This is a genomic window from Bradyrhizobium sp. GW821-FHT12B03 (assembly GCF_058807535.1).
Genome location: NZ_JBXAQU010000005.1, coordinates 76,511 through 102,637 on the forward strand (window position 1 = coordinate 76,511; position 26,127 = coordinate 102,637).

Here is a 26,127-nt window from a genome sequence, read left to right on the forward strand (position 1 = left end):
CTTGCAACCAAGGCGAGAGTGGTTAAGAATGTTCCTTGTTTGTTCTTTGGCGGTGACGAGGCGGCGTTCAGATGGCCTCGCCTAACGACTGAGTGATTGCATGCGGTTCTGTCCGACTGATCTTGATCTGCGTTCTTCGTTCTTTCTGGCTGCGCTGGGGTTGCTTGTCACGACCGCTGCGTGCCGCGCCGAAGGAGCTTCGCCTGCCGCGCCAGTCAAACCTCCGGCCGTTCCGACCTTCGAGAAATTGCCGCATACGCCGCTGCCGAAAGGCGCGTTCATCGCGTGGTGCGGAGATCGGGAGCGCTATCTGCTCGCGACGGATGGTCAGTATGTCGACGCATACGATGGAAGCACCAAGATCTCCGCCCCGTCTCCTACAGGGTCCAGATGGGTCCAATGCGGAGCGGTCGGGCAGTACATCGTTTTTCCTGAGGATGATGTCGGACGTGTGCGGAAGTTCGAGCTCGAGACCGGCAAGAGTGCGATCCTGGCGACGTTCGACGGCCGATCACGTCCGGACATTGGCATAGCATTCTCCCCAGACATGAAGACCGTGGCTTCGGACAAGCCGCTGCAATCGACGGCCGAAGCCAGAGAGTTGCGCACCATCAGCGTCCCCGCGACGACGAGGCGGCCGGTCTCCAAAATCGTTTGGTCTCCCGACAGCTCGAAGTTCTTCGTGGCCTACTCCGATACAGTCGATGTAATGGACGCGCAGGGCAAGAGAATCGGAGGAGGCAAGGTTCGAAAAGATTCGGCTGTCACCGCAGGGTGGTTCGACGCTGAACAGAAGTCGCTGTTTCTGTTTCTCTTCTCGGACGAAATTCAGGGCATCGGCTCTTTTGTAAGATGCCGCATCGCGGATTGGCGATGTGTGCAACTGAAGGAGCGGGTTGAGCAGGCCACGGGCGGTGGCAAGGGCTTGATCGGCATCGTCGGTCCGATCGATCGACCGAAGCTGCCCGACGACGATTCAAGCGTGCCCTATGCGCGCTACGCGGCGGAGCTTCGCGACTATTCATTTCGTCTGCTGTTCCGGCAGGAGTTTACCCTGGCAGCCGGTCAAACCAACCCTCGGCTTTATGTGTCCCCATCGGCTGCCACGGCAGTGCTGTCGTGGCGGCTGACGGAACGCGCGAAATGCCCCGATCCGGCCAACGACAAGTGCCAGCCCGGATGGATACTGGATATTGGAAAGGCCATTAAATGAGTGATCCTTACAATCCCGCGCCGCCGGTTCGCCGCACCTCGGCTTATGGCAGGCGAAAAGATCCGATCACCGGCGAACTCGGAAAATTCCACTCGGGCCAGGATTTCGCGGCCCGCCCCGGCACTCCGATTCCGGCAGCGGAAGGGCGGCCGGCCAATTTCAAGGATCGCTTCGGCGACTGGTCCGAGACTCGCCGATTGTCGTCGCGCCGGGAGTCAAGATGACCGTCTGCGACGATGCATCGGCGCTCGCGCGCACATAAGGCTGGTCGGAAACCAGGTGGCGAACGGCATGCTCATACGGAACTTCAGGCGTATTGGTGTCATCTGCATGTCGCTCGCCCTTTCGAGCTTGCCAGTTTCGTCGCAAGAGGCCGAAACGAGAATCCTCGGCATCCATCTCGCAATGTCTCTCGAGCTGTCGCTGTACGATCAGCACATCAACCAAGAAATACTGGGTGCGCTGTTGCTCAATGCCCGCCGGCTTCCCGACGTCGCGCCGTGGGAATTGTCCCGGCCCTATCAAATCGACTACGTCTTCGGCGATTTCGCCGTGACTGCTCGACACTTCAGTCCGGCTATGCTTGTGAAATGTCTTCGTGGCGTGGTCCGCCATGTCCTGCACGAAGACATAGCCGAGGTCGACTTTCTCGCCGCTCGCGCGTCCGAGGCTCGTATGGTACGAGAATATCTCACGCTTGACGCGAAGAACCCGGAACGAGCAGACCAAGTTGCGGAGCGAATGGCGCTTCTGTCGATTTATCGAAAACATTCGCCGCTCCACCAGTTGCTTTCGGTTGATGCGAACGCAATAGCGATGCTCTCTTTCGAGGAGTTCTCTCTCTGGCTCGAGCGCAACCGCAAGGCGGGAAGATTTACCTTCCGCGGTCCAAAGGGGTCGTTGGAGGCACTTGATCTGCCCGTGCCCGACCCAATGGTCTTGCAGCCGATTAGCTCGTTGGCGTCGCCTCGGATGCCTGCTGGTGTCCTGACCTTTGATGGCGAGCCTGCCGGGATTGCTGCGCTGATCGCGTTGTTTCTGGGGCATGACGAGATGCTTGCCATCGACGAGAAGGCGAAGCGGCGATTTGCCTGTAACCAAGATGACCCATCGAATCTGGGGGACGGCTACGATGCCATCGCGTGCGCGTCATGTCGTACCTACGACGATTTTGGCGATGTCTGGTTCACGATGCCGCTCAGGAAGGCCGAGAGTGCGCCTTACGCTGATTTTTGCCGGCAAGTGCTTTTGCTGAGCCGCGACGACGACATTGCGGCCGTTGCACGCTTCAGTCCGGACGGCTCAAAAGGCCTGTACGTCTTGCTGCCGCCGGCTTGCAAAGCGTCCGACTGATCTTCCAAGGAGAGTGGATTGTTAACCTCTGGCGAGGCCCGCCCGCTTCGAAGATAGCTTCGACGATCGGTCCGCAATTCGTCAGGGTTTGTAAGAAGCAATGGTTCGATCGGGAGATCTTGAGAATGTTCCAGGTCAAAAACGCGGTCTTTCGTTCGCTCACAGGACTGCTCTCGTTCTGCACTTTCATTCTCCTCCTTTTCGGTCCGTCAGGCGCCCGAGAGAACTTGTTCGACAAGGAGGCATTCCATCGCGCGGCGAACTATTGCCGTAGTGTTGTCGTGCGCCCAATCGCGCTCAGCGAAGACCAGGCAATCTTGTGTCTCGATGGCCGGATCGAGAAGAATGCCTACGTATCGCCGGCGAAGAAGCTAAAGGAAGGCGGTCTCTTCGTCGTTCGAAGCGCCGGAGGCGACATAGCGTCCGCAATTGCTCTAGCCGAGGTGCTGCGTGAACGACGCGCAGTGGTCGTTGTGTACGACCAGTGCCTGTCGAGCTGCGCCAACTATCTTTTGATCGCGTCCGATCAAGCTCATGTGCTCAAAGGCGCCCTGGTTGCATGGGACTATGAGAGCAGCGATCCCGCGCTCCCATCATGCGCCAAATTTGCGACGGAAAAGACGCGAGATGGAGATTATCGCCTGCAGCGCGGCTCTTGTCAGCCCTCGGCGGCTGACGAGGCTCAATGGCGGGATATCCTGCTGGCCCAGACCGCCTTTTACAGGGAGCGCATGGTCGACCCGTACTTTGAGCCGCCGCCGGACAATCGCTATCTGCGAAAGGTCGTTAAGTCGCTCAATCCTGATACCCGTGCTTACCACCATATCGGGTGGACCCTTCACCCCAGATACTTCGCGCGATTGTTCAAGACCATGATTGTCTACGAGTCCTATCCGGACGGGCAGGCCGAGGTGGACGAGATGGTGGCCCGGCTGCATCTCGACATGAGGGTGATTTTCGATCCGTAGATCGAGCTCTGCTCGACGGCGAAGTGAACCAATTCGTTATCCATCCCATGAATTGGAAAGCGTGGCGGACAAAAGATGAATGAGATACCGAACGACAGCGATCGGCAGAATCCGATCCTCGACTATCCCGGTTACTATATGCCTGGCTTTTTCTCGTGGCTGCTTGGCGAGATTCCAAAATTTGGTTTTCCAGATTGGGGGCCCATTCCGCAGCTGCCGCGTGAGCGGCCGGTTACGCCGCCGTTTCGGAATCCGAATCTGCCGCCGGCGCACGAAGTTGATCCTCCGGATCGGCCTCCTGAATGGCTGTTCGGTCCGCCGCGCATCGTCCAAGCCTCACCTGTCTCGCGCCAGACGATTACCCAAGCTGTTCCGTCGACTGCGATACAGCAGTCTCCAACGCCGCTAGCCGATTTCATCATCGATCGCATTCGGGGCCTGCAACAGCAAAGCTCAAGTCAGACTCAGTCTTCTCTCGATACGAAATCTGCACTGCTCCCGTTCAGTCCCACGGCGCCGCTCGTGCCGCACGGAATCGAGCGGGTTGAAGGCGATCCCCCTGAAGGCAAGTCGCCCATCCGACGTTTGACGCGTGTCCGGCCAGGTTGACGCCGCGCAACAACGCCGATCAGGTCAACCATCGTAGTTAGGCCGACCCTGCGCGGTTCGCGCGGGCGCCCGGCAGAGATGTCTCGCGGATTCGCGAACCGGAAGCCTAGATTTCCGCGCCATCGCGTGAGCGAGAACGGAAGACGCCAGCAACTCAGGCCGCAGTTTCCAGGAGAGGCGCAGCGACATCGTTGCGTTGTCGGAACAGTTCGGCTGTCACAAGGAAAAATCGATGACTCTACCGACTTCCACCTTCGTTACCTACTCCGCGGTGGGTAACCGCGAAGACCTCAGCGATATGATCTATCGCATCGATCCCGTCGACACCCCCTTCATGAGCGGCGTCGACAAGGAGAAGGCGACTGCCGTCAACCACGAATGGCAGACGCAAGCTCTTGCCGCGGCCGACGGCACCAACGCCCAGCTCGAGGGCGACGATCCCAACACCAACACGACGACGCCGACCGTGCGGCTCGGCAACCTCTGCCAGATCTCCTACAAGGTCGCGCGGGTCTCGGGCACACAGCAGGCGGTCGACCATGCCGGCCGCGATAACGAGCTCGCCTATCAGGAGATGCTGAAGGGTCTCGAGCTCAAACGCGACCTCGAAACCATCTTGTGCGGCACCAACCAGGCCAAGGTCGTCGGTAACACCACGACCCCGCGCAAGAGCGCATCCGTCCTTTCCTGGATCGTTTCGAATACCTCGAAGGGAACGGCGGGCGGCGCGGCGGATCCGGCGGCCGCCGACGGCACCGGCACGCGAACGGACGGCACCCAGCTTGCCTTCACCGAGGTGCGACTGAAGACCGTGCTGTCCTCGATCTGGACCAATGGCGGCAAGCCCGGCACGATCCTGACCGGCGCCTTCAACAAGCAGGTGTTCTCGACCTTCACCGGCCGCTCCACCGCAATCGAGGAATCGAAGTCGAAGAAGATCGTCGCGTCGGTCGATGCCTACGAATCCGACTTCGGCAAGCTCAAGGTGGTGGCCAACCGCTTCCAGCGCCCGCGTGACGTTCTGGTGCTCGAGCTCGACAAATGGGCGGTGGCCTATCTCAATGGCCGCAACATGATCTCGATCCCGCTCGCCAAGACCGGCGACTCCGACCGCCGCCAGATCCTGGCCGAATACGCGCTGGTGTCCCGCAACGAAAAAGCTTCCGGCGGCGTGTTCGACAACACCACCTCCTGAGCGATCAGGATCATTCGTTCCACCCTTGTCCACCTCTTGGGGCAGCCTTCGGGCTGCCCCTTCCTTTTGGAGAGCCAAGATGCCGCTTCCCGGCAATCGTACCCTCAATACCGCCGACCTCACGGCCTACACGCCGTCCTGCGGCGCGAGCCCCGTCGCCGCCTATGTCCGCGTTCCCTTTCGTTGCCGCGTGCTGAAAGTCGCCGGCATCCTGGGCGGCGCGATCACCACGGCCGACGGCACCATTACCGTCTCGGCCAATGCGACCACGCTGGCGACATTCACCGTGACGCAGGCGGGATCGGCTGCCGGCCAATTGTTCTCGGCCGTACCGCCGTCGCCGACTTATCTCAATGAGGACGACGTGATCCTGCTGACGCCCTCCGGCGCTTCAGGCTCGGCGATCCCCATGCATTTCTCGATCTCCGTGAGGACCGCCTGACATGTCGTTCTTTCCCAAGCAAACTTCCTCACGCACCGGTCCCACTCAGACGGTCGCGTATGACAGCAGTGTCGGCGCCACCAATGCTTTTGGGCCGGGAACCTATCAGATCCGCCTCGTGGCCAATTCGGGCTGTTGTTACCGCATCGGTGATGGCGCACAGACGGCAACCATCTCCGATCCATATCTGCCCGCCAACGTCATCGAGTACGTGACGGTCAGCCCCGGCCAGCGCATCGCCGCGCTGAAAGCCGCGACCAACGGCCTGGTCACCGCGACAGCCGGCACTCTGTGGGTCACGGAGATGTCGTGATGGACGGTGTCCTGATCAAGCCTCACCTCGACAGCAACGGCCGAGAGCTTGCGATCGAGCATGTCCAGGACGTGGCGCCGATCCTGGAATGGAACAGGCAGGCGCGCAGCGACGAGCAGCGTGGAGACTGGGGCCGGCACGTCGCGCGCATTCCCAATGTCATCTACGTCCAATGGCTCAATGAGGAGCATGCGAGGGGCAATACCTCGCTGCGGCCGTTCACGCCCGAATTCGACGCGCTCGTGCAGCGGAAGCTCGACGATCCCGAATGGGCCTATTTGCGAACCGACCGGCCGAAATTGCAGGCCGGCTGGTCAGCGGAGCTCAAATGACTGAGATAACCGACTACACGTCGCTGCAGACAGCGGTGACGGAATATCTCGCGCGCGACCAGGATACGACGCTGATCGCGCGAATCCCAACCTTCATCCAGCTCGCGGAAGCCAAGTTCAACCGCCAGCTCTTTGTGCGGCAGATGGAGCAGCGGGCGACCGCACTCGTCGACCTCGGCTCAGATGAGCCGGAGTTCATCTCGCTGCCGTCGGATTTCCAATCCATGCGCAGGGTTCGACTGTCGAGCGTGACAGGGAAGCCGTGCCTCGAATTCAAATCAGGGACGCAGATGGACGAATATCGCTTTGCGACGTCCGATGTTACCGCGCGGCCGCGTTATTTCACCGTATTCGGCAGCGAGCTCGAACTCGCACCGACTCCAGATGCGGCCTACACGATCGAAATGGTCTATCGGCAGAACATTCCGCCGCTTGCGTCGAACGGCAGCAATTGGCTGCTGACCATGGCGCCCGATCTCTATCTCTACGGTGCCCTGCTGGAGTCCGCGCCGTATATCAAGGAAGACGCGCGCATCCAGACCTGGGGTCTGGGATTCACGTCGGCGCTCGCCGACCTGAACAATCTCGGGCTGACATCCACCTTCAATGCCGGGCCGATGACGGTGCGCGTTTCCGGACAGGTCATCTAGGAGGCGACAATGGCAAGCTTCAACAAGTTCTATTGCTTCGTGCAGGACGTCGCGAATGCGCTGCACGACATGAAGACCGGAACGGCGCAGGTCTACAAGGTTTATCTGACCAACACGGCGCCGGTCGTCACCAACACAGTCTACAACACGCCGGCGGATCTCGCGGCCGGCAACGGCTATACCGCGGGCGGCAACAGCGTCGGCACCATCACCGGCGCGCAAACGAGCGGCACGTTCAAGTTCGTCGGCGGGACCGATCCGGCATGGACGGCCGCGGGCGGCTCGATCGGGCCGTTTCAATATGCGGTGCTCTACAACTCGACTTCGTCGACCAAGCCGCTGATCGGCTGGTGGGACTATGGCACCGCGATCACGCTGACGAACGGCAATACCTTCACCATCGATCTCGACCAGACCAACGGCATCCTGACGATCACCTGACATGGCTGCATTTCTCAACAACTGTCGGTTCATTCCTGCTGCCGGTGGCACGACCGACTGGGCTTATTCGTCCACGGTCGGCGGCTGCCAGGCGCCGGCACTTGCCGGAGCGGTCGACGGTCGCAAGTACAAGTTCCTCGCGATCAGCAGCGACCTGACCCAGTGGGAGATCGCGGAGGGCGCCTATGCGGCCGCGAGCGGCACCCTTGCCCGTGCGACGGTGCTCTACAATTCGTCGGGCTCCGGGGCAGCCCCCGGGCAGAGCGGCGCCGGCACAAAGATCAACTTCACGGCGGCACCGAACGTCGCAATCGTCGGCGTGAAGGAAGACTTGATTTCGATCGAGGAGCCGAACGGATTCTCGGGGGCGCAGATGGCGCAAGCTCGCGCCAATCTCGGCGTCACGAAGAAGAACTACCTCATCAATGGCGGGATGCAGATCAGTCAGGAGAACGGTGCAAGCTCCGGCAGCACCAACCTCTACTACCCGGTTGACCAGTGGTACATCCAGCACACGATGACCACCGGCACCTTTGGCTGCGTCCAGGCAAGCTCGAATACTCCCGGTGGTTCGCCCTGGCGCATTCGCGTCACCGTTGGCACGGCGCAAGCGGCTCCCGGCGGTCAGGTTTGCTTCCTTCAACAGAGGCTCGAAGGTGGTCGGGTTGCCGATCTCATGTGGGGTACGGCGGCGGCCAGAACGGTAACGGTCCAGGTCGGCGTCCGGGCGCCGGTTGCGGGTTCGTATGTCGTGCAGTTGCAGAATGCTGCCGCCGATACAACGGCGGTCGGTACCTTCAGCATTGCGGCTGGTGAAATCAACAACGATGTCGTGAAGTCCGTCACCCTGGCCGGGGCTACGACGGGCTCTTGGGCGAAGGATACCAACCTTGGCATGTATCTTTATCTCTACCTGATGAATGGTAGCCAGACTGCCAATGCCTTCGCGACCGCTGGAAATGTGTTCGAGTTGTTCGATGCAGGAATGTACGAAGGAAGCTCGGCTCCTCCGTTTCAGCTGCCGGACTATTCGACCGAGCTTGCTGCCTGTCAGAGATATTACGCCAAGCTTGCCGCGGGCGCTCAGGTCTACAACGGAAGCGGCACATCGCAGCAAATGTCGGTCACCACGCCGCTGCCAGTGTGGATGCGCGCGACGCCGACTTGTGCGGTCTCGACCGGCGCCATTCAGGTGGCCGGCATCGATTTTGTCACCAGCTACGCGTCCAGTATCGCGGCTGGAACTTGGTACAACCCGGTCAACGTGATCGCAAATGCGAGGCTCTAGCATGGCAGTTTATCGAGCCACTGAAACGGCCGCCGTCGTTCGCGTGTCGGACGGAGCCTGGATTCCGGACGATCCCGCAAACGTGGATCGGCAGGCGTTCCAAGCCTGGCATGCTGAAGGCCACATGCTTGACCCCGTTGTGCCGCCCAACCCGGTCCCCGGCGCGATTTCGGATCGGCAGTTCTTCCAGCAACTCTCCGTGCAGGGCCTTATCTCGCAAGAGGAAGCGCTGGCCGCGGTCAAGACGGGCGATATTCCGGCTGCGCTCCAGCGCGTCATCGAGAGCTTGCCTCCCGGGCAACAATTCGAGGCAACCATGATCGTTTCGGGTGCAACGACGTTTCAGCGGAGCCACCCGTTGACGGGCGTGATCGGCGCCGCCTACGGCTGGACGGCCGAGCAAATCGATGCGCTGTTTCGAGCTGCGGCGGTGCTTTGATCCATGTCTCTTCTTGGCTTCGACGCGCTTGGCCGATGGGCGTTGGCCCAGCTCCCGAGCAATGGCAATTTTGCGCTTTTGACTGCAAGTGGTTCGGTCGCCCTCACAGGGCAAGCGACAGCATTTGGGGCATTCGAGCTGGCAGCCGCCGCGAGCTTCCTGGCGGCAGGGATATCAGCCGGCTTCAGGGTCGCAGAACCGGCGAACGCTGGGCCTTTTGCCTTTGCCGGCAATGCAGCGGCATTCAGGTCCTTACAGAAATGTTTCGGTGGTTCGTTCCTGTTGACCGGCGCCGCGACGAGCTCGACGGTTCGCGCAGTCGCTTCGCCAGGTGCGGTTCTTCTGTCAGGGACGTCCCGGCCATTTTTCGTGTCGCTTACCTCAGGATGCGGCGCATTTGCATGGGCCGGCGGAGGTTCGACCTACACCCGCGACCACGAGGCCTGGGTCCGACGACCCTTCGACACGATGTCTTGGCAGACAGCGGCGACATTGCCGCCGCCAAGCTGGAGCGGTGCCGTACTGCCGACAAGCATCTGGACGGCTGATGTGCAGCCGGAGAATGCGTGGATACCTGCTTCGATTGAACCCGAACCATGGACGACCGAATAATGCCGCTCCTTGCCTATGGCGAATACCGCCCCGACGTCAGCGACTACGAAGGGCAGGCCACGCGCAACATCCTCAACGTGATTCCGGGTGGCGATGGCTACGGGCCGTTTCTGGATAGGCATCGACGACGGTTACAGGCGATTCATTTCGTCGCAGGTCAGCGAGCATATTCCAGCGTGCTGCGCATTTGCGTGTTGCTCGCACACTGCAACGAGACGGCTCAGCCTGACCAATTGAAAGAAGAGGTGAGTGTGTGAGTGATCTTGATCCCCAAATCCTGCCGACTTCCGGTTTGAGAGGCCAATCGGCCTAACAACTCTTTTTGAGATGCTTCAGTCCGATGGGCAAAAGAGAGGCGGTCGCACGGTCGATAGTCTGTTGCCTGATCCAAACTATAGACAACTCTCTCGGAAGGTTTCTTCCGAAGCTGACAGTGGCATTCCTTTCCCGCAAAGACGCCTTCCTCGGTTTTCTGCACCTAATTATGGTGGCGTGCTGCAACAGCCGCCTGCCAGTTCTCAAGCAGAAGATCGAACTGCTGCAGTCATCGCGGGATTTGGACAATTCGCGCGGCCGCGACCTCTTCCTCCATTTAGTCCGGCTCCGACTCCGGAGAGTTCGGGAGCGCATCCGAGCGAGTTTTGGCGAAGGCTGCAGGAATTCTGGAAGTTCGTTTCCCCTCGTGTAGGAATACTGGGTGGCGACGATGATCTTAATCGGTGCCCGCGAGCGGCCGCCGGAACCACCAGCGATTGGGAGGAATTCTGCCGAAGCCTTTCATCTGGCTCGACGAGCAAGACAGTGGGTGGCGAATCCGCGAAACGAGCTTGCTGGTCGAAGACTTTCGAATCTCCAAATAACAAAACCAATTGGTGCGATAATCAATTTGGCAATTTCGACCCCCCGTAGAGGATTGACGACGTTCCTCTTTTGTTCTAGTGATGGATCGCGTACAAAGTTGCGTTGTGTCATCGTGTTTGCTCCGCACGTTCTTCGATTTGCGACCTATTGAAGTATTTTCCCGGGGGCCGATGCGATGCTCTGGAACCAACGTTCCCTCGTAGAATACCATTTTCTCTATGGGGCGAAGCGACGCAAGGCCGTGGCTCGATTAGGTTTTCCGGAACGCGACGAGTCGCACGATGGCGAGTGGGTTTGTTCGTTTCAGATCGAAGGGGTCAAGGGCAGTACGGTCCGTAGAGCTCGAGGAATGGACGGACTTCAGGCGTTGACAATCGCAAGCATGGCGCTTCGTGGTTCACTCGATCGTTTGAGAGCAATCGAGTCTGCCGGAGAGCCGTATGAAGTCGTTTTTCCGCGGTATTTGCCGTTTTGTTACGGCGTCGAATTCCATCGGCAACTCTGTGAGATGGTGGACAAAAGCGTGAAGCGGAAGACCAGGCAGATTGCCAGGCGGCGCACCCGCAGGAGTTCATCTTCGTAACTTCACCGGGAGCTTAGCGATTTTACACATCGATCGCGATGGCGAAGCTTTCGATGTGCGGCCGGGCACTTGCCCGACTCGGTGGACGCACTACGGAAGCCGTATCCTGAACGAATCTGCCTAGTGAAGAGTCTGCTGTTAAGTGACAAGTGGATGTTGAAACTCCCCTCCGACCGATGGGGGGCGGTGTTGCTTGTTCTCTGCGCCGCCGAGCATTGAGCGTACGGTGCCGCGAAGCTCGACGCCGTCGCGTCGGACATTAGACCTCAAGAATTGGATCGACCCAATAATGCCGCTTCTTGCCTATGGCGAATACCGCCCCGACGTCAGCGACTACGAAGGGCAGGCCACGCGCAACATCCTCAACGTGATTCCGCGTGGCGACGGCTACGGGCCGTTTCCATCGTTCTCGGCCTACACGTCGGCATTGCCCGCACCGTGCCGCGGCGCGTTCTATGCGCTGAAATCGGACGGTACGGTTGTCACCTTTGCCGGCACGAGCACCAGGCTCTACCGGCTCAACAACATCGATTTCACCTGGGTCGATGTATCCAAGGGCGGCACGTCCTACTCGGCGCTCTCCCAGACCGCGCAATGGCAATTCGCGCAGACCGGAAATTTCGTCTTCGCGACGCAGGCCAATGCCGTGTTGCAGGTCTTCGACCTTTCATCGTCGACGGCTTTCGGCGATGCGCTGGGGGCACCGCCGCAGGCTGCCTATATCAGCGTGGTCGGGCGCTTCCTGGTGCTGTCGGGACTGCTGTCGACGCCGTACCGGATCCAATGGTCCGGTCTCAACAATTTCAACGCGGTGGACAGCTGGTCCAGCGGGATCAAGTCGTCTGACTTCCAGGACTTTCCGGATGGCGGCATCGTTCGCGGCGTCGCCGGCGGCGAGTCCGGGATCGTCTTCCAGGACCAGGCGATCCGGCGCATGTCCTATGTGCCGGGCTCGCCGATCATCTTCCAGATCGATCGCATCACCCAGGACAAGGGCCTCTACGCGCCGTACTCGATCATCCGCGCCGGCGAACGCATCTTCTTCTATGCCGGCCAGGGCTTTCACAAGATCGAGCCGGGTGGCGTGCCGCAGCAGATCGGACGTGAGAAGGTCGATCGCAGCTTCCTCGCCGATCTCGACAAGGGCAACCTCCAGCTCTTCATGGGCGCCGCCGATCCGCGCTCGACGCGGGTCTATTGGGCCTACAAGTCGGTGTCCGGCATCGTCGGCGCTTATGACAAGCTGCTCGGCTACGACTTCCTGCTCGATCGCTTCTTTCCGGTTGCGGTAACTGGCGAGTATCTGCTCGGCATCTCCCAGACTGGACTGACGCTGGAGAACCTCGACAGTATTTCATCGTCGCTGGACGCGCTGACGCTGAGTCTGGATGCGTATGCGACCGCGGTTCAACCCGAGATCGCGCAATTTTCGAACGCCCACTTGCTCGGCTTCTTTCGCGGCCCCAATCTCGAGGCGACGCTGGAAAGCCCGGAGCAGGGCACGGACGAGAACCGCGTCACGATCCGTGGTTTCCGCCCGGTGACGGATGCTGCAACGCTGTTCGGCTCGGTGTCCTGGCGCGACACGCCGGCTGCATCGGCAACGCCGGGTGCGGAAGTTCTGGTCAACGCCCGGACCGGCCGCTGCGACGTCCGGCGCGACACCCGCTATTCCCGTTTCAAGGTTCGAATTCCCGCAGCGACGTCGTGGTCCTTCTGCGCCGGCGTCGTCCCCGACCTCTCGCCCAACGGCACGCTATGACGGCATACGTTCCAGGCATCACCGAGACCGACCTGAAGAAGATCGTGCTCGCGATCCAGCAACTCGCTGCGGGACGATCGAACGCGGTCGGCAGCGTGACGCTGGCGACGGGCGCGTCGAGCACGATGGTGACGACGGCGAACTGTGCGGCGGGTTCCGTGCCGATCCTGGTGCCGGCGTCAGCGAATGCGGCGGCGGAGGTTGGTAACGGGACGCTGTACGTGAGCGCGGTGACGAATGGCGCATTCACGATCACGCATGCGAACGCCGCGACGACGGGGCGGGTGTTTTTGTATGCGGTGGTGGGGTGAGTTTGCTGCGGCCAACTCTCCGCTGATTCTGATCCAAAGTCCCGCAGATACTTAACGCCGAAGATCGAGCCGTACCGAGCGCGCGACATTTCTGCGCATTCGGATCGACCAATGTTGCGCTCGTTTCTTCGCTCCATTTCCACAATAATTTCAAAAAGAAAGTTTCGATGAATACCACTGATATTCGGAATCTGTACGAGCAATTTATCAAGATTTATGGAGGGCAGAGCAGTCCATCCGCACCGATGCGCTCAGTACCTGGCGCGCAACCTCCGCAACCCGCTTACGCTCAACCAACGGAGGCTTGCGCGGCAGACGGTGGTTACACGCCCTCTGGCGGAGTGCTCGGCGGACTGGCAGCACCGCCGCCAAGCGCTCCATGGTGGGTGCAGGCGCTTTCGCCTCCGGGAGGTGCGGCAGTTGATCCTCGTGGGCTCTCGCTAGTTAGTCGCCGCGGTAGCTGGGGTGGCGTTCCAATGCCGACCGATCACGACAGGGTGGTTGAGGTTCCAAACCCGCATATCGAGCGATTCATTCCGCAGTCTACGCGGGATTTCTGGAATGCGGCGACGCTCATACCGTGGATGTTGCGAGACCGACTTCGCGGCGATGAACCGTCAAACGGAGGTGTTGAAGATCATGAATCTCCGTCATCTAAGGTCGCGCCGGAAGGGCAGCCTAAGCGTCCCGGAAGCCAACCGCCTTGGATTTTCGGTCCAGCGATTCTGGAGAAGGAGCGGGAAGGGCAAACCGGGACAAGCAATCAGGAATCGCAGCCAAAAGCGAACGTCGATCCAAACTTCCGGCGTCTGACTCGCGTCCAGGGCTCTGAAGGTGATCAAATTGTAAGCGATTACGCCGTTCGGCCAACTGGGGAAGAAAAGCCGCGCACGCCGAGAACACCGCTTTCCGAGGATTACCCGGACATTCCCGAATTTCTACGGCGTCAACGTGAGCCGGAGCCCAGCCTGCCAGATAAGAGACGATCCGATGAACCCTTGGCTAGCTTCGGAGGAGGAGGGAATTACGCAGGTAACCATGGAGGAGGGGGAGGGGGTCGCAAATCCGAAGAAGAATGCAGGAAGGAATGGACACGGGCGCATGAGATCTGTCTTGATGCATTCGAGAAGGGCACCATCGGTGATATGATCAAACGGTGGAAGAGCAACTATCCGACAGGCCCGTTTCCAAAGCTGAACAACGAGCCTTGGGACCCCAACGATTGCAAACCAGGATTTGTCACCGAAGAGTGCGGCGGGAATGACTACGAAAGACCGCCGCCGCCGGAGGAAACGAAGGAAATTGGGCGTCGACTTGTCCAACAGAGAAAACGGAAGCGTGAGAAAGATAAGGCGAAGAGAAACGAGATTTATGAGGAATTTAAGCGTACGGGCAAGTGGAGATTCAGGGGCTGATTGAGCAGTCGCTTTGAAGGATACCCCGATGAGAGCGGTCGCATAAGAAAGATATGCAGTTTACGTATATGCTGGGCGGAGTTTAGAATAGCGCGAGTTCACTGACTGGAGATGAAATGAATGGTTTCGTTGCACTCCGCTTCAGAGGAGTTCATATCTCTGATTTTCGACAAACGGCTCGATGAGGCCGGTGCACTTCTTCGGGCGCATCGGGGGGCTTTGACCGGAGACGAGATGCCTCTGCTGGTCGGAGTGCAGGAGGCGCTGCAGGCCAAAATCGGGCAGCTTGGATATAGTCCGAGTGCACAGCGGCGAATTCTCGCCGGCGCTCATACCGCGGCGCACTGGCTGAGAGAGCAGAGCTACTGGAATGAAGCCCAAGCGATCTATCTCGACGTGGTGAAGCGATCCCTGGAGATGAACGAGGCATTCTTTCTCAATGATGCCCGCTTAAGCCGAGCGGTGTGCCTCAAGAACCTGGGACGGATGAACGAATACCAACTTGCGAAGGCCGAAGTACCGCCGGGCACGACCATTCTGATTGATTGGGTTATTTGGCGGGTTGAAGATCTGTGAAAGTGGTCTTGGGCCGCTTGAGGGGAAAAAAATGGTGGCGGATTGGCACCGCCAATCTTTGCCTCCGGTCTGAGATTTCCCATGAGTGACCAACTGCCGAACATCGATGCGCCTCCACTGGAGCCTATTGACGAAGTCTTGGAGGACGAGCATTCGGATTTCAGTGCGCAATGCTTGGCGCTAGTCGGTCCCTTCATCTCAAAGAGCAGTTTGGAATTCCGGCGGGGACTTGTCACACGCAGCGCCAAATGGGGCCTCATCTGGCGGGCCGACTACGCCATCGCGGATTTGGTTGCACCGAACTTGATCAACCGGATCATGTGTTGGGAAGGTCTGGACGGAGAGCTTGTGGTGGAAGTTGCGATCGGTCAGCGCATCGCGCCGTTGTCGGTCGCTCGTTGCGGCGACACGGGCGAAAATGCGACCTAGTACAAGTTGCGATGCCATAGATGGATCTTCCGACATTGCGACAGTGCTCGCCGGACACGGGGGATCGGAGCGCTGGCGATTCCCAGCTTGTCTGCATCGATCCCGCTCATATACGCGAGATCTGGCCGACGGTTGCTCGTTTGCTCAAGCGGGCGATCGTCGAGACCGGATTGTCTGCATTTGCGACGGTTGAACGCGACATTCTCGACGGCATCGCCCTACTTTGGGTGGCCTGGAATGGCAGGGCGATCGAGGCGGCGGCATCGACCAGCCTCCAGCACACGGAGGCGGGGAAGGTTTGCGTCATCACGGCGTGCGCCGGCGCTGGCATGACGCGCTGGCTATCACTGATACGCGGGATCGAAGAGTACGCCGCCGCGGAGGGCTGCCAGTGCGTGCGCATCTTCGGACGGAAAGGCTGGGCTCGCGTTCTCGAGGGATACGAAGAGACCCATGCGATCATCGACAAGCGCTTGCGCTAGCGGCGAGAACGCGTGGCCGGGAATGTTGCTGACGTTGCGGCCTGTACGAAAAAATTGCCAGCGCTCGATGCGACCTGGGGTTGCGATTGTTCGTGTTTTGTTCTATATCGAGATGGCGATGTTTGAAAGCGTAGAGGCCGAAGATGTCGTGGGTCGAGCGTCATCCGGACGAGAGGAGTATTGCACGGCTTTCAGCGGCTGATGGGCCGCGACGTGGCTTGACGCGTGGTTGCGGAGCCTGGCTTTCCCATTGGTTTGCGAGAAATGGGTTTGCGCTTCTCTGCTTGTCGATTTGCATAGGCGGCCATCCAGCAGCGGCACAAGAGGCGGATTTCGCGACTTACGCTCGCGCGGCCGAATATTGTCGCGGCGACATAGCGCGGCCGATCGCTTTGTCGCAAGACAAGCGCATTCTCTGCCTTGATGGCGTGATCGCATCGGACCTGAACGTTTCGGTCGCAGCAGATATGGAGCAACGGGGCATTGCTGTCGTTCGGAGCCACGGAGGCGACCCCGCGCGCGCAGTTCAATTGGCGAATGCGCTCAGAGATCGCAATGCGACCGTTGTCGTGCGCGAGTTCTGCTTGTTCGCCTGCGCCAGCTTCATCCTGTTTGCTTCGTCCGAGGCTTACGTCCCGGACGAGGCCCTCGTCGCCTGGGGAGTCATCCGGCGACTTCCCGACCATGATTGCATCCGCTTCATCGAGGGCGAAGACCAGGCCGGGCCTTTCCTGACGTCGATGAGGTGCTCGGCGAGCCCCTCTGACAAGGAGGCGGCATCGCGCCGATGGACCGAATTCTATCGGGACAGGATTGCCGGTCCCGCCTTTACCGATCCGCCGGAGAGCAGATTCGTCAGACGGAGACTCATGAACCTCTATCGATCGACCGGTCAGTATCCCGCCGTACTGTGGACCTGGAATCCTCGCTACCACGCCAATGCGATCAAGACCAAGCTCGTCTATCAGCATTATCCCGACAGTCAGGAAGAGGTCGATGGGATCGCGAAGCGATTGGGTCTGACCTATCGCGTGATTTACGATCCATGAAGAACCTGCCTTGGAGACCTTTCCGGACTAGCGAAAGTCTTCGAGGCGCCCTCTGCACCGCACGACCATCGGCAGGTCGTGCAAGATACATTTCATCGTGAGAGCAAAGATGACACGATCATTCAAAGATCCCGACGGACGCAGTCCCAATTTCGGTGTTGCAGGCGCGATGCCGAATCCGCGGCCGTGGTGGGCAGATCCCGACCATTGGAGAGTTGCCCCGCCGGTATCTCCTCCCTGGTCGCCTCGGTCGCCCCCTCAAGACACTCCCGATCCGTTCGGTCTCCCACCGCAAATGCCAGCTCCGTTGCGGCCGCGGTCGGACAAGGCGCAGGCTTCTGCCGCATCCGAGTTGCTTGACCGGCTGTTCGGATACCGCCGCGCAGACCGGGACGAGAGCGCGAGGCGGCTTCCGCCGGCGGCCGGCATCGATGGGCCTGCCCGGGATCTGGTAGATCGGCGTCAGTGGGAGCTCATCGAACCGAAACTCGACTTGGAAACCCTGCCATTCAGTTCGCGGCAACTGGATATGTTGCTGCAGCTCCCGCCGGACGAGCTGGTTCGTTTGACCGGAGATAGGTCCTCGCGAGGTAGGGCCATCCAGCCGCCGATCTTCTTTCCGTTCGAATGACAGTTTCACATCGTAGCATCCCGGGCCTCGCCATCGCTTATGCTCGCAGGCCGGTCTCGGCACAGCACAGACTCAAGTCCAGAAGGAATCTCGTCCATGGGCGGACAATCTACTTCCACACAGACCGTGCAATCGCAGTCGGCGCCATGGGCTGCCGCTCAGCCCGCGTTGCAAACGATATTGGGCCAGATCGGCACGGGGCTCAATAACACCGGCCTGACGTCGGCGGAGAGCTCGGCGCTCGACACGCTGAAGAACAACGCTGCGGCGGGCAATCCCTATGCAGGCCAGATCGGGGGCTATGCACAGTCGCTGCTGAACGGCGGCAGCGCCACTGCGCAGGCCGGCAATGTGCAGGACAATCTCGCAACCTATCGCAACTGGCTGACGCCATACGCGAACGGCAGCATGGTCGGCAACAATCCGGCCCTCGCAGCGCAACTCGCACAGATCCAGTCGGACGTCGGCAACTCCGTCAACTCACAGTTCGCCGCCGCGGGCCGCGACTTCAGCGGCGCCAATCAGATGGCCTACGGAAGGGGCGTCGCAGCGGCCGAGGCGCCGGTGATTGCCGCTCAGTACAACCAGGATGTGGCGAACCAGCTAGCGGCCGCCAATGCCCTGTACGGCGCCGGCAATACCACGGCCAGCACGCTGGCCCAAATGCAACAGACCGATCTGGCCAATCGCGGCCAGGGCATCACCGCCGCGCAATCGGCACTCGATGCCCAGAACTATGGCGCCAACGCCACTCTGGCGGAGGAGGCGCAGCGTCGCGGGATTCCCGTGCAGGCATTGAGCCTGCTGGCGCAGATCGGCGTGCCCATCGCGCAGCTTGGGACGCAAGGCAACAGCACGACGACGGGAACGCAGCAGAAGTCCGGGGTGGATCAGTTTGCGACGATTGCAGGCGGCATCAGCAATCTGATCAATGCCTTTAAGCCCAAGTAAGGAGGTCGGATATGACGGTTCAAACCGACGCGGAGCTGACCGGGGCCGCTTTCGACCTGGCTCATGCAGGCTATTCGGAAATGCCGGACCCGGATAGGGAGGCGGAGCGCCAGTTCATCGATAGCGACAGCGCATCACTGCGCGATGCAGCCGACCGACGATCCGATGCGCAACCCAGCGTCGTCGTCAGGCAATACACAGACGCAGAGGGCAAGCCCGCTGCCGCGAACGAGGCCGTAACTCTCGCGCGCGCCACGCGGGATTATGCAAGCGCAACGGCCGGCGACAGACGGATCGCCGAGAACGATTCTTCGGAGGCGCTTGCCGCAAGGATCGACGAGCTACGCGCCGAAGTGGCTGCCAACGATCCCGATGCTCCCGAGTTCTACGGCTTTGAGCAGCCTGAGGCCAGCGATGCGGGTGACGAGGAAATCGAAGCGCCGTCCAACGCGAGTGATCGCGGGAAACGCTCGGCCGAACTCGATCCCGATATCGAGCAGCTGATGCAGCATCCGCAGGTACGCCTCGCGCTCGAGGAAAAGGTGGGCGAGGTCGAGCGCGCGCGGCGGAGCTATGCCGACGGACTTGATGCGGCGATGCAGATCGCGCAAGCGAGCTTTATCAGTCAGTTTCCGGAATTGGCTGGGCTACCTCCCGAGCGGCTTCCGGAAGCCCTCGCGCAAATAGCGCACCAGGATCCCGCGAAGCTGTCCCGCATTCAGGCGATCGTCGCCGGCAGCGAGCAGTTGCGGGCCCGGCAGAATGAGGAGATGCGGCGGACGGCGGAAGCCTCGCGCCGCAACTTTCAGAACTATGCAAAGGCAGAGGACGCCCGGTTGGAGACGCTGCTCAAGGAAGAGACGAGAGACGTCAGGCAGGCCGTTGCACAGGAGATCATGGCGTCGGCCAAGGCCAGCGGTATCGAACCGGACGAGCTGCGACGTCTGTTTGACAACGAACCGCTGATGCGCAACGCGACGTTCCAGCGCATGATGTATGATGCCGGCAAATACCGACTGATGATGAAGGCGAGGGATGCTGTAACGGCAAAGCCGATGCCGCCGGTGCAGCGGCCGGGAATGGCGGTCGGCCGAGGTGAACGGGACCAGCATGATCTGCGAACATTGAGCGCGCGGCTTTCGAGCACCGGCGATCTCAAGGATGCGGTCGCGCTCTATCAGGCGAGGAGGACGCGCTGAGAATGAGCGCGTAACTCATCGCCGCTCCGCCGAAATTGATATTGTTCATCCATTTGTTCATAGAAAGCATATCTTGATCTTGGCGACCGCCATGGATCAACGAGATCGGCTTCTCGGCCGAGCCGTTTTGGTTCGTCAGGATGTGCATCGCAATCGATCTCCCTTCGATTCTCATTGCGACAACAGCAGATCAAGCACTCCGCTGTCGTGAGGTGGTGGCCGCAAAATGTCCCGAAATGGCTGGTTACCGTTTTTGGATCGCGTTCTATCTTTGGCAATCCTCGCAGCGATCCTGGGGTGGCCCTGTGATGCCGCAGCCGGGGATTACACTGTTTCATACGCTTTCGCCGGTACGATAGACCGGGAATTGAAGAACGCGTTGAACGAAGAGGGCGTAAAGAAGGACTGCATATATGGAAAGTCCTGCAAGATTGCGCTGAGCAAATCAGATTTGGAGATTTGGCTCGACATCTCGCGGACCGAACGCGATCAGGCCAGGATCTCCGTCAGTGCGTATGGCGGACGCAGCCATGGCCTTGAGTGCTGTCTTTTCAGCGACGGCGAACGCACCTATTCCCATGAGCTTCGGGACCGCTGGTGCGTCTGTACGTCTATGACGGGCATCGCCGCAGAGGTAACGAAGTCATACAGAACGTTCAATTGGGGATTCTGTATCTCCAATTTTCAGATTTGAAATAGTTTGGCGTTGGATAGCGCCGCCTAGCCCACCTTCATGTCCCTTATTCGCCAGCCGAATCCTCCCGCGATCCTTCGTCGATTGCGAGGCCGGATCGGCGTGCTTCCACCAGTATTCTTTCCGTTCTGGGGAAGCCTCTTTCGATTTTCTCGCCGGCCGGCGGGCCGATCAAACTCGATTTATGACAGGAAAACGCACCGTGAGCGAAGATGACAGGAATTTCATTGAACGCGCTGAGTCCATCAGCGGAAATCTCTATGGTGAGCCGATGTCGCCGGAGCGGATCGCGGAGAACTTCGCACTCTACGGACTGAAGAAGCGCGTAGCGGCGCTCGAGAGGTTTGATGCCGAGCTGGGCGGCGAGATCGATTCGAGCCCCCACAGCCTGCGAAGGCGCGTTCAGCTCGTCGATCTGCGCCGGCGCATGGGCAGTCTCCACGAGGCGTTGCGCAAAGCCAAGCGATGATCCATCCGCTGCTGACGGCGCTCGCGCGGGCACGGCTGCGCGACGCGCCGATGTTCGCCAGATGGTGCGAGCTTAACAATCTGATCGCCTGTCCGGCGCGACCGGATTCGGTGGCGCGTTTCGTGACCGACTGTGCAACGCTCGGCATGGAGCGACTCTGGCCCGCCGTGCAGGACATATCGCGGATGCATGTGTCGCTCGGTCTGGCGGATCCAACGCTGGGCGGTGTGGCGGCAAGCGCGATAAGCGCGGTTGCGACCATTCCGCCGCCACGGTCCTGGCCGGGGTCGTTCAAGCAGTGGTTCAGCGCGCTCCCCTACGATATCCAGGTTCATCTCGCCTCGCACGAAGCTCAACGGGAACGCGCGCTCCGGCGTGCGCAAAACGATGCGGCATCCGCCCGCCAGAAGCTGGCGGAATTCGAGGCCCAAACAAGGGACGAAAAGACCAATGGCAATGAAACAGCCCCGCACCACAAGGCTTGAGGATCGGATCGAGGAGCTGCGCACCGAAATCGACGGCATCATCGACGCGCGCGTGTCCAGGATCGCCAGCGAAAGCCCGGGAGTCCCGGCAAGCGTGATCCGCAACCTCCTGACGGCCCGGGCGCCGTCGTGTCGCTGCGCGCAATATATCGAGCTGTGCAGCAGAGAGGCGAAAACACCGGACTGACGGCGGCGCAGCAACGACTCCTTCGAACCACACGGCGGCGCGTGGCGTCGCCTTCTCAGACCAAGGAAGCATGGATGACTCTCTACAAATGGTCCCAAACAGCGTCCGCCGACGCCACCGCGGATCCGACGATCAACTGGGCAGAGGGCCAGTCCCCCGCCAGCGTCAACGACTCGGCGCGTGCGATGATGGCGGCAATTGCGAAATATCGCGACGATGTCGCCGGTGCGATCGTGACGACTGGGACCAGCACGGCCTATGCGGTCAATACCTACCAGGTGTTTCAGTCGCTTGCGCAGTTGAGTGGCCAGTTGATCGCGTTCACGCCGCACGCGACGAATGGCGCGGGCTCACCAAATGTCACTCTCAATGTTGACGGTCTCGGAGCGAAGTCGATCCGAACCGATCCTACGACGGAACTGCCGCCCGGCGTTTTGGTTGCCGGCACGCCTTACGTTGCGATCTACAATATCGGCTCCGGGCTGTTTCTTCTACAAAATGTCGTCGGCAATCCGTACAATATCCCGATCGGTGGCAGCCTCGATTTCTGGGGTTCTGCTGCGCCAAACAACTCTTTCGCGCTGATGTATGGACAGGCGATCTCCCGTACCACGTACGCCACGCTGTTTTCGTTTCTTGGCACCACTTATGGCACGGGTGACGGGTCGACGACCTTCAACATCCCCGACCTGCGCGGGCGGGTGGTTGCCGGCAAGGACGATATGGGGGGCAGCGCGGCCTCGCGGCTGACATCAACCTATTTCGGAACGAGTGCCGCAGCACTTGGCGCCGCAGGCGGAGCGCAGAGCCACACTCTCTCCCTCGGAGAGTTGCCGACGGGCATTACCGCAACGGGTTCAGGTACCGCAAGCGTTAGTACGACCGGCGGCCTTGTGATACCAGCAATCACGGGCGGGTGGAGCGGCCTTGGTGCGTCCGGCAGCGGCGGTCTTGAAGGCATTCAGTACAACGGAGTCCAATCGCCACAAAATATTTCGACGCTTAACGGTACGGCGACAAGCATCACTACTACAACGAATAATACGAGCGGTACTGCCCACGCGATCGTGCCACCGACTATTATTGCCAACAAATTGCTTAGGATCATCTAAGCTGTCGATTATTTCGCAGACTCTCAACCTCCCACAACGCGAGCTGGCGGCGATCGAAGGGGGGCACCCAGTCTTCAAGCACCCTGATCGGTGGCGGGAAATTATAAGGTGGCGCACACAGATCGATGGTGAAAAAGTCTCCTGTTCGAATCGCACGGTTTCGACCGTCCGGGAAAGTGGTAGTCAGAAGATATCTGATGTCGGATCGGAGGATATTGTCGATCGCACGAAAGATCATGTCCTCGGACAGATGAATGAAGCAGTCGCGGCAAAGCAGCATGTCCGCTTGCGGTAGCAGATCATTACAGATGTCGATTTGGATGAATGTGCGATCCGGGCGCGTGTATTGGTCTCGCGTATGCTCAATCAGCTCCGGAACGATGTCGCCCCCAATGTAGCGCGACACTGGAAGGTCTATCTTCGACAACCAATGAAGATCGCCGCAAGGTAGGTCGAGTAGGGTATGAATCCCGAGGTTGCCGATCAGACCGGGAAGGCTTTCTCGCACCCTTTGAGTATTGTGCAGGGTGGATCCGCCGCCGGAAGCGGTTTCCTTGTAGCCCCAGATGTTGCGCCGATAGATTTCGCCGAAAATTTCGCCGGGCGTGCCCTGTAGATTGCGCACCATTTGTGTGCGCAGCCAGATCAGCACCGACGTCGGCAGTGTCTGGCGTGCGACATCGATAAAGATCGAAAAAAGGGCCGCTCGCCGCAGCCGATCTAGCAAGTTGTCGAACATTAAGGCTCTGGAAGTTTCCGGTCCCATTCGCGAAACCGTATCACCCCAACCCCCAACCGAGTCAACCCATGGTAGACCTGAACGCCCTCACGCGGGCGAATGCGAAGCGCTGGGCGGATGCTAAGCCGACCCGGAAAACCGAGGCTGCCAATGCTGCCTCGCGCCTCTACAAGGCCAGGCAGCGATATCAGGCCGTCGAGCGCGAGACGGGCGTCCCCTGGCCAGCCATTGCTGTCATTCACGAACGCGAATCCTCGCAGGACTGGCGAGCTTCCCTCGCGCAGGGCGATCCCTGGAATCGCGTGTCGGTTCACGTGCCGGCTGGACGAGGCCCGTTCGCCTCGTGGGAGGCCGCGGCCATCGATGCCTTGGTGAAGTGTCCGCCCTTCCTGGCGCGCCACAAGGACTGGTCGATTGCCGCAGCGCTGACGGCGCTCGAGACCTACAACGGCATCGGTTACGCGGCCCGGGGCGTGCCGTCGCCCTATCTCTGGTCCGGTACCAACCAGTACCGTGCTGGAAAGTACGTTCGGGATGGCGTTTACGATCCCGGCAAGGTCGATCCGCAACTGGGATGCGCAGCGCTCATGATCGCGCTGATGGAGCTCGACCCCGCGATCAATTTTGCAGGAGTGAAAGTCGCAAAGAGCCCGGCCGTCGGCGGTTCAACAAGACCTTCACCGACGAACCCGTCGAAGGGCTCGATCGGCGCGTTCGTGATCAACCTGGTCGGAGCTATTTTCGGAAGGAAGTGAACATGCGGACAATGCTTGACATCATCCTCTTCGCCGCCGGCCTTGCTGCCGGCTGGTTTTGCAAGGACCCGGTCCTCCGGCTCGCGACCGGGACCGATGCCTTGATCAGGTCACTCGAGGCAAGACTTGCAGTTCTGCGGGCCAAATCGTGATGCTCGCGAAAATCAAGGCTGTCTGCCTGCACTCCATGACCATTGCCTGGAGCTACTGCATTGCGTTCGCCGGTGCGCTGGCTTCGATCATCGACGACCTCGCCGACGCGCTAGGCGATCCGGGCGTCAAGGACCAGATCAGCACGGCCATCGGCGACGCCAAGACGACGGGACGCATCCTGCTGGCGATCTCCGTCGTGACGATCATCGCGCGCCTGCGAACCCTTCGGAGGAAGAACGAATGTGGATGACGATCATCTCGTTTCTCGGCGGCCCCGTCGTCAAGGCGCTGATCGATGCCTACAGCGCGAAACTGAAGGCTGAAAACGTCGACACCAGGATCGCGGCGGATCTGGCGGCGAGCGAAATCGCATCTCAGACGGCCGAGACCAAGGCCGTCATGCAGTATCGCATCGCAGAGATCGGTCACTGGTACGAGCCGGACAAACTGATGGGCTATTGCGTAGCGCTCTATTTCGCAAAGCTTCTGGTCTGGGACAAGGTCCTCGGCTTTGGCTCCACCGACGCTCTGGCAGGATTCGCGGCGATCACCGCCAATCTCGTGGTCTCGTTCTACTTTGCCAAGCGCGGCTTCGAGAATGTCGCAAGGATCATCAAGCGGTGAAGATGCCGGACGACGAAATCAAGGCGATTGTCGCCGAAACGCTGGCCGAGCAGCATAGATTACAGCAGGAGAGCATCGATGCGATCGTATTGAAGGCGGTGGCATCGGTGCTGGCCTCGTTTGGCATCGAAGACGATGACCGAAAGGAGCTGAGAGCGGATTTTCAGCACCTGCGACGTTGGCGGAAGAGTGTGGAGCAGGCGCAAAGCTACACATTCAAGGCGGTGATCACGGTGATAGCCACCGGGCTGATGGGGGCCGTCTGGCTCGGCGTCAAGGTCGTGTTGGGCAAATAGACGTGCGCTGCGCGAGGCCGCCGTCGTTCGCGCACAGGAGCTGCCAATTCCACTCAGCATCCGATGTATGGGGCATTCGATGTACAGAATTCGTATCGTCGAGGCGGACGATGACGAGATCGCCGAGACCCTCGGCGATCTGCACCGGCTCACCTTCTTCGATGGTGCCGCCATGCCGCAATTCGAGATGGGCGCGTGGTGGCTCGCCTATCACGATGATGATGCGGTCGCCTTTGCCGGCGTTCTGCCGTCGACGCATGCGCGAAACAGCGGGTATTTTTGTCGGGTCGGGGTGGTGCGGCGGCATTGGGGGCGGGGGCTTCAACTCAGGCTGATGCGGGCGATCGAGGCGAGGGGGCGGCGCATCGGATGGGACTGCATCGTTTCGGATACGACGGATAATCCGGTGTCTGCCAATAATTTCATCCAGGCTGGCTATCGTCTTTATGAACCCGAGGTACCCTGGGCTTGGTCGCATACACTTTATTGGCGAAAACGGCTGCGCTGAA

35 protein-coding genes are annotated in these 26,127 nt (G+C 60.1%); 34 read left to right on the forward strand and 1 reads right to left on the reverse strand.

Annotation, left to right across the window (positions count from 1 at the left end; all coding sequences use genetic code 11):
- Positions 1-100: 100 nt before the first annotated feature.
- From AC1RUR_RS11920 to AC1RUR_RS12055, 28 genes are all read left to right on the forward strand, one after another.
- Positions 101-1,213 (forward strand): hypothetical protein, encoded by a 1,113-nt coding sequence (locus tag AC1RUR_RS11920; protein ID WP_492844069.1) that lies wholly within the window; start codon positions 101-103, stop codon positions 1,211-1,213.
- Positions 1,214-1,492: 279 nt separating this feature from the next.
- The gene (locus AC1RUR_RS11925; protein WP_492844071.1) at positions 1,493-2,566 is read left to right on the forward strand and encodes a hypothetical protein; all 1,074 of its coding nucleotides are present in this window, start codon (positions 1,493-1,495) and stop codon (positions 2,564-2,566) included.
- A 125-nt stretch (positions 2,567-2,691) separates the two neighbouring features.
- A complete protein-coding gene (locus AC1RUR_RS11930) occupies positions 2,692-3,534 on the forward strand; it encodes a hypothetical protein (protein WP_492844073.1) in 843 nt (280 codons plus the stop codon).
- A 75-nt stretch (positions 3,535-3,609) separates the two neighbouring features.
- Positions 3,610-4,143, forward strand: coding sequence for a hypothetical protein (locus tag AC1RUR_RS11935; RefSeq protein WP_492844075.1), 534 nt, complete (start codon positions 3,610-3,612; stop codon positions 4,141-4,143).
- A gap of 232 nt (positions 4,144-4,375) precedes the next feature.
- Entirely contained in the window at positions 4,376-5,338 is a 963-nt protein-coding gene (locus AC1RUR_RS11940) for a DUF5309 domain-containing protein (protein WP_492844077.1), read from the forward strand.
- Positions 5,339-5,417: 79 nt separating this feature from the next.
- A complete protein-coding gene (locus tag AC1RUR_RS11945) occupies positions 5,418-5,780 on the forward strand; it encodes a hypothetical protein (RefSeq protein ID WP_492844079.1) in 363 nt (120 codons plus the stop codon).
- Between the two features lies 1 nt (position 5,781).
- Positions 5,782-6,093, forward strand: coding sequence for a hypothetical protein (locus tag AC1RUR_RS11950; protein ID WP_492844081.1), 312 nt, complete (start codon positions 5,782-5,784; stop codon positions 6,091-6,093).
- Positions 6,093-6,425, forward strand: a complete 333-nt coding sequence (locus AC1RUR_RS11955; protein ID WP_492844083.1) for a hypothetical protein — start codon at positions 6,093-6,095, stop codon at positions 6,423-6,425. Before AC1RUR_RS11950 ends, AC1RUR_RS11955 begins: the two co-directional genes overlap by 1 nt.
- Complete coding sequence (locus tag AC1RUR_RS11960) at positions 6,422-7,075, forward strand: phage adaptor protein (RefSeq protein WP_492844085.1); 654 nt, start codon at positions 6,422-6,424, stop codon at positions 7,073-7,075. Before AC1RUR_RS11955 ends, AC1RUR_RS11960 begins: the two co-directional genes overlap by 4 nt.
- A 9-nt stretch (positions 7,076-7,084) precedes the next feature.
- Positions 7,085-7,516 carry a hypothetical protein gene (locus AC1RUR_RS11965; RefSeq protein ID WP_492844087.1) on the forward strand — a complete coding sequence of 144 codons (432 nt, stop codon included), beginning with the start codon at positions 7,085-7,087 and terminating at the stop codon, positions 7,514-7,516.
- 1 nt (position 7,517) lies between these two features.
- Positions 7,518-8,804: a hypothetical protein gene (locus AC1RUR_RS11970; protein WP_492844090.1), complete on the forward strand. Its 1,287-nt coding sequence runs from the start codon at positions 7,518-7,520 to the stop codon at positions 8,802-8,804.
- A 1-nt stretch (position 8,805) separates the two neighbouring features.
- Positions 8,806-9,243 (forward strand): hypothetical protein, encoded by a 438-nt coding sequence (locus tag AC1RUR_RS11975; protein WP_492844092.1) that lies wholly within the window; start codon positions 8,806-8,808, stop codon positions 9,241-9,243.
- 611 nt (positions 9,244-9,854) lie between these two features.
- Positions 9,855-10,112, forward strand: coding sequence for a hypothetical protein (locus AC1RUR_RS11980; RefSeq protein WP_492844094.1), 258 nt, complete (start codon positions 9,855-9,857; stop codon positions 10,110-10,112).
- Between the two features lie 779 nt (positions 10,113-10,891).
- Complete coding sequence (locus AC1RUR_RS11985) at positions 10,892-11,299, forward strand: DUF6968 family protein (protein ID WP_492844096.1); 408 nt, start codon at positions 10,892-10,894, stop codon at positions 11,297-11,299.
- A gap of 289 nt (positions 11,300-11,588) precedes the next feature.
- Positions 11,589-13,061 carry a hypothetical protein gene (locus AC1RUR_RS11990; protein ID WP_492844098.1) on the forward strand — a complete coding sequence of 491 codons (1,473 nt, stop codon included), beginning with the start codon at positions 11,589-11,591 and terminating at the stop codon, positions 13,059-13,061.
- Positions 13,058-13,372 carry a hypothetical protein gene (locus tag AC1RUR_RS11995; protein WP_492844100.1) on the forward strand — a complete coding sequence of 105 codons (315 nt, stop codon included), beginning with the start codon at positions 13,058-13,060 and terminating at the stop codon, positions 13,370-13,372. The genes AC1RUR_RS11990 and AC1RUR_RS11995 overlap by 4 nt, the downstream gene beginning before the upstream one ends.
- 476 nt (positions 13,373-13,848) lie before the next feature.
- Entirely contained in the window at positions 13,849-14,787 is a 939-nt protein-coding gene (locus AC1RUR_RS12000; RefSeq protein ID WP_492844102.1) for a hypothetical protein, read from the forward strand.
- 120 nt (positions 14,788-14,907) lie between these two features.
- On the forward strand, positions 14,908-15,363 hold the full coding sequence (locus AC1RUR_RS12005) for a hypothetical protein (RefSeq protein ID WP_492844104.1): 456 nt from the start codon (positions 14,908-14,910) through the stop codon (positions 15,361-15,363).
- Positions 15,364-15,444: 81 nt separating this feature from the next.
- Complete coding sequence (locus AC1RUR_RS12010; RefSeq protein WP_492844106.1) at positions 15,445-15,792, forward strand: hypothetical protein; 348 nt, start codon at positions 15,445-15,447, stop codon at positions 15,790-15,792.
- A 20-nt stretch (positions 15,793-15,812) separates the two neighbouring features.
- Positions 15,813-16,274: a hypothetical protein gene (locus tag AC1RUR_RS12015; protein WP_492844108.1), complete on the forward strand. Its 462-nt coding sequence runs from the start codon at positions 15,813-15,815 to the stop codon at positions 16,272-16,274.
- A gap of 143 nt (positions 16,275-16,417) precedes the next feature.
- The gene (locus AC1RUR_RS12020; protein WP_492844110.1) at positions 16,418-17,323 is read left to right on the forward strand and encodes a hypothetical protein; all 906 of its coding nucleotides are present in this window, start codon (positions 16,418-16,420) and stop codon (positions 17,321-17,323) included.
- Positions 17,324-18,134: 811 nt separating this feature from the next.
- Complete coding sequence (locus tag AC1RUR_RS12025; RefSeq protein ID WP_492844112.1) at positions 18,135-18,905, forward strand: tail fiber domain-containing protein; 771 nt, start codon at positions 18,135-18,137, stop codon at positions 18,903-18,905.
- An 11-nt stretch (positions 18,906-18,916) separates the two neighbouring features.
- Entirely contained in the window at positions 18,917-20,104 is a 1,188-nt protein-coding gene (locus tag AC1RUR_RS12030; RefSeq protein ID WP_492844113.1) for a hypothetical protein, read from the forward strand.
- A gap of 226 nt (positions 20,105-20,330) precedes the next feature.
- Positions 20,331-20,798, forward strand: coding sequence for a hypothetical protein (locus AC1RUR_RS12035; protein ID WP_492844115.1), 468 nt, complete (start codon positions 20,331-20,333; stop codon positions 20,796-20,798).
- Between the two features lie 202 nt (positions 20,799-21,000).
- Complete coding sequence (locus AC1RUR_RS12040) at positions 21,001-21,267, forward strand: hypothetical protein (protein WP_492844117.1); 267 nt, start codon at positions 21,001-21,003, stop codon at positions 21,265-21,267.
- Complete coding sequence (locus tag AC1RUR_RS12045) at positions 21,264-21,752, forward strand: hypothetical protein (RefSeq protein ID WP_492844119.1); 489 nt, start codon at positions 21,264-21,266, stop codon at positions 21,750-21,752. The genes AC1RUR_RS12040 and AC1RUR_RS12045 overlap by 4 nt, the downstream gene beginning before the upstream one ends.
- On the forward strand, positions 21,724-21,939 hold the full coding sequence (locus tag AC1RUR_RS12050) for a hypothetical protein (protein ID WP_492844121.1): 216 nt from the start codon (positions 21,724-21,726) through the stop codon (positions 21,937-21,939). Before AC1RUR_RS12045 ends, AC1RUR_RS12050 begins: the two co-directional genes overlap by 29 nt.
- Before the next feature lie 74 nt (positions 21,940-22,013).
- Positions 22,014-23,051, forward strand: coding sequence for a tail fiber protein (locus tag AC1RUR_RS12055; RefSeq protein ID WP_492844123.1), 1,038 nt, complete (start codon positions 22,014-22,016; stop codon positions 23,049-23,051).
- Here the strand turns inward: AC1RUR_RS12055 and AC1RUR_RS12060 are convergent.
- Positions 23,044-23,790, reverse strand: coding sequence for a class I SAM-dependent methyltransferase (locus AC1RUR_RS12060; RefSeq protein ID WP_492844125.1), 747 nt, complete (start codon positions 23,788-23,790; stop codon positions 23,044-23,046). The genes AC1RUR_RS12055 and AC1RUR_RS12060 overlap by 8 nt on opposite strands.
- 68 nt (positions 23,791-23,858) lie before the next feature.
- Between AC1RUR_RS12060 and AC1RUR_RS12065 the strand changes: the two genes are divergently transcribed.
- The 6 genes from AC1RUR_RS12065 to AC1RUR_RS12090 all read left to right on the forward strand — a co-directional run bounded on the left by AC1RUR_RS12065 (position 23,859) and on the right by AC1RUR_RS12090 (position 26,126).
- Positions 23,859-24,545 (forward strand): hypothetical protein, encoded by a 687-nt coding sequence (locus AC1RUR_RS12065; protein WP_492844127.1) that lies wholly within the window; start codon positions 23,859-23,861, stop codon positions 24,543-24,545.
- A 2-nt stretch (positions 24,546-24,547) separates the two neighbouring features.
- On the forward strand, positions 24,548-24,697 hold the full coding sequence (locus AC1RUR_RS12070; RefSeq protein WP_492844129.1) for a hypothetical protein: 150 nt from the start codon (positions 24,548-24,550) through the stop codon (positions 24,695-24,697).
- Complete coding sequence (locus tag AC1RUR_RS12075) at positions 24,697-24,948, forward strand: hypothetical protein (RefSeq protein WP_492844627.1); 252 nt, start codon at positions 24,697-24,699, stop codon at positions 24,946-24,948. Before AC1RUR_RS12070 ends, AC1RUR_RS12075 begins: the two co-directional genes overlap by 1 nt.
- Positions 24,939-25,322: a hypothetical protein gene (locus AC1RUR_RS12080; RefSeq protein ID WP_492844131.1), complete on the forward strand. Its 384-nt coding sequence runs from the start codon at positions 24,939-24,941 to the stop codon at positions 25,320-25,322. Before AC1RUR_RS12075 ends, AC1RUR_RS12080 begins: the two co-directional genes overlap by 10 nt.
- A complete protein-coding gene (locus AC1RUR_RS12085) occupies positions 25,319-25,618 on the forward strand; it encodes a hypothetical protein (protein WP_492844133.1) in 300 nt (99 codons plus the stop codon). Before AC1RUR_RS12080 ends, AC1RUR_RS12085 begins: the two co-directional genes overlap by 4 nt.
- A gap of 79 nt (positions 25,619-25,697) precedes the next feature.
- Positions 25,698-26,126, forward strand: coding sequence for a GNAT family N-acetyltransferase (locus AC1RUR_RS12090; RefSeq protein ID WP_492844629.1), 429 nt, complete (start codon positions 25,698-25,700; stop codon positions 26,124-26,126).
- The last annotated feature ends 1 nt before the right edge of the window (position 26,127 follow it).